The 3,346-nt window shown below is 34.0% G+C and carries 4 protein-coding genes; 1 reads left to right on the top strand and 3 read right to left on the bottom strand.

Annotated features, from left to right (window positions below; all coding sequences use genetic code 11):
- Positions 1 to 239: 239 nt before the first annotated feature.
- Positions 240 to 884 carry a 2OG-Fe(II) oxygenase gene (locus tag ACFVSH_RS24505; RefSeq protein WP_387598853.1) on the bottom strand — a complete coding sequence of 215 codons (645 nt, stop codon included), beginning with the start codon at positions 882 to 884 and terminating at the stop codon, positions 240 to 242.
- Positions 885 to 1,383: 499 nt separating this feature from the next.
- Between ACFVSH_RS24505 and ACFVSH_RS24500 the strand changes: the two genes are divergently transcribed.
- A complete protein-coding gene (locus tag ACFVSH_RS24500) occupies positions 1,384 to 1,758 on the top strand; it encodes a hypothetical protein (protein WP_387598851.1) in 375 nt (124 codons plus the stop codon).
- 59 nt (positions 1,759 to 1,817) lie between these two features.
- Here the strand turns inward: ACFVSH_RS24500 and ACFVSH_RS24495 are convergent, their stop codons facing one another.
- Both ACFVSH_RS24495 and ACFVSH_RS24490 read right to left on the bottom strand, forming a co-directional pair.
- Positions 1,818 to 2,606, bottom strand: a complete 789-nt coding sequence (locus ACFVSH_RS24495; protein ID WP_387708337.1) for a HipA family kinase — start codon at positions 2,604 to 2,606, stop codon at positions 1,818 to 1,820.
- 504 nt (positions 2,607 to 3,110) lie between these two features.
- Positions 3,111 to 3,346, bottom strand: a 236-nt coding sequence (locus ACFVSH_RS24490) for a glycosyltransferase (protein WP_387708335.1), incomplete at its 5' end; no start/stop codon positions are given.

Genomic DNA, 3,346 nt, shown 5'->3' with positions numbered 1-3,346 from the left:
GGTATTTCATTACATTAAGACCGATTACGATAATTTTAGAAAAAGTACTAAGGGAAAATGAATAGTGTGCTCAGAAATTTTGAGATCAAAGAGACCAACCAGGGTAATATTGATCATTCTTTTTGTGTTTTCATCGTTTTTTAATGAACATGATCCTAATGAAATAGGTGCCTAATGAACAAAGGCACCTAAAATTGAGGCTTATAAAGGCTGCCGTTTACACATTATCAATCTGCAGACTACTTTTGTCTCCTCATCCATTGTGTTGCAACCCATTTTTCCCCGGTGATAACGGGTGCTCCACCGTGTAGAGTCAGTTCGTTTAGATTTTTGTCGTTATAGAAGTATTCGAAATACACAGCCATTCCCTTTCGTGGGGATACTGAAAAATTCAGTTTAGGAAAAAAAGTTTCCCCTCCATGCTCCACATTATTTAAGTACATGATGATTGTGCTAATTCTATTATTTTTTGCTGCTATACTTGAGGATGTAAAAAAATCAAAATGAGCTTTATACTCTTGCCCAGGTGTATATTTAAGAACTTGAATACCATCTCCATGTTCAATGGGTATATTCATGATGGTTGAAATCCTTTTTTCAATTTTGGTAATGATATCATATTCATTTTCTTGAAAAAACATACTACTGCTCGTTCTTATCTCATTTACTTCGTGCTTAGCTCCAATTTTGGAACGATTCATTCTGTCTTTTGACAATTCAATAAGCCCGTCACACTCTTCGTCACTCAAAACATTTCCTAATATTACAATTAGTGGTTCATCTAATCTAGCAATAACATTAATTTCCCGATCATCTGTTTTGATTTTATTTCCAATATGATTAAAGATAGTTTGTTCTTTACTTATTTTATTTTCCACTGTCAACTTTCATCGACTCCCAACAGAAAGAATTTTCCGAACAATTAGTTTGAATTGCTCCTGTAAGCGTTTTACAATGTTAATTATACCATGAGCCTTGTTATATAACTGTTTCTTAATTCTTGCTAACAGTCCGATTATGAGATGGACCAGTTAAAATTACTGGTGAACTGGACCTTGACAATAGCATGCTCTAATCTTTTACATAAAATATAGTAAGCTCACAATATGCCACAAGTCTCTTAGTATAGATATTCATGTGTGCATTTTTTCAAAAATCCTTACGTGAATTTATTTCCTTCTGTTCAATAAAGATGAAATGACGCTTACTTACACATATTTTTGTGCAAGTTTTATCATTCTTCTTCCATTTTAATCCCTTCAGTAACACATAGATTTAAATTCCTTCACTTCCTTAACATTTCCTCATACATTACTTTTTTCTTTTTCTCTAAGTTTCTTGTAAAGTGCAAAACAAGAATATCTCGTTAAAGCGGTGGATGTATTGAAAATTGCACAAGAGACTTCCGCTATTACACTCGGGCAAATCTATATTAATTTGGAATATCTTGTGGGTAACTTCATCCCAATATTTAGGTCTGGAGGTATCTTATCAGAAAAATTGATAAGGCAAATTCTTTTTGTGCTTAAAGAAATGAAACGTTTAAAGTTTACCAGATTGGCTATCGATTTGCGCCACATTATAACTAAAGATGAGGAATTAAAAGTGATTGATCATTATAGCTCCTATATAAGAATTCGAAACAGGCAAGAGTTGATATTCAAAGGTTTAAAAAAGTTGGGTCTATTTCCATTATTTTTGGAAGAGTTAAAAGAAATGGATTTCGATTCTATATGGAATGGAAAGATTTATAGATAAAAAAAGTAACTCCTTTAAAGCTAATAAGGAGTTACTTTTTTCTAGGGGAAAAACCAATGTTATTTTGGGTTGCTATGATGCTGGATGATACGATTAACGATATCTGGCAATTTAATTTTCTGGTCTAAAAGAAAATTGTAGAGAGCATCTCTATCCTTCTTACTCACATTCCACTCTTTTGGGATGGAATCAATTACTTGATAAATCGATTTGTTCGGCAATTTCACTACCTTTTCTATAAACGATGTAAGCTCTGTGTGATCATCGAGAAGGGAGAAGGCCCATTTATAAAAAGGCCAATGGTAGTTATATACCGGTGTTTCACTTAGCGTTTGAGCTGACCATTTGTAACGTCCAGGAAAAACTCTGCCATGATCAATCATATGGACATAATAGCCACCATCACTTAGATTTTCCAATATGACATTCATCGTACCTCGATCAGAGTTATTTACCCATTGGTCGAATACCGTTATACCGGCTAGCATATCTCGGTTTTTAACATCCGACTTAGTGGGAAGATTCTGTCTAACATTTTCGAAAACTGTACTGTTTTTAATATAAACACAGCCATATTGGTATCCAGAACTATAATTGTATATAGTGGATTGTAATTCAGGAGTTTTCTTGATAAATTCTTCCGGTATATATACAAGATCAAATGGGATAACGGGAAGTGAAAGGAGCTCTGCCAATTTGCCGATCAGGTATTCATTGACCACTTCTTTTTCTCTTTCTTTCTTAATATCGAACCACTTCACGACATATTCTTTACCATCGCTGAAAAGAATGACATGTGCGGTTCCGCCCCTTAATGTTTGTACATATCGAACAGGATATTTTGTCATATCACTTTGTCTCCTTTAAAGATATTTGTCTAGCTTTTACCTTGTCTTTTTTATGACCATATTGCACTTGCATTGTTCGATCAAATTGGTCATAAGATTTGGTATATGACCTTTTGTTCTAAAAGAAATTGGTACAGCGCTTCACTTTACTCTTTTGGGAACCCGCCCTTAACAGGGAAGATTTGCAGTTAATTCGTATGGAAGGGGCACAATCTTTTCTGCAAATGATGTAAAAGCCTCTCCATTTAGCATAGTGAATCCCCATCGGTTTCTTTCTGGTAAGGGATATCATATTTCAGATTCTGGGTAAGCGTTATATTAGACTAATGACATCCACTCAAATATGTTCCATGATCAATCAAATGGACAAAATTCTAACTGAATTTTGTATTTTTTTGGAATGTGATTCAGGAGTGCTTTTTAAGAATTACTAGTCCGAGGGGGATAAAAGGAGAAAGGAACATCGCTGATTTACTGACAACATAATCATTTACTTTGACTATGTCAATTAACTCCGTTATTTTTTTCCATTAAGCTGTATAGCCTTTGTTGTTCGATGATTTGTTTTTTTAAATCAAAATTTTCATCAATAACCTGTCTTGCACTTCTGGTATATCTCTTCCATACTCTTGGATGATTCAGGAAATATTTTATACCTTGAGCCAGTTTTATATCATCTTTCTCAGGAACAAGGTATCCTGTTTTTTTATGCTCAATCAATTCCGGGATCCCTCCATGAA

This window comes from Peribacillus sp. NPDC058002 (assembly GCF_042886655.1).
Classification (GTDB): domain Bacteria; phylum Bacillota; class Bacilli; order Bacillales; family DSM-1321; genus Peribacillus; species Peribacillus aracenensis.
The sequence above is the reverse complement of the archived record's forward strand: the minus strand, read 5'-3'. Positions and strand labels throughout refer to the sequence as shown.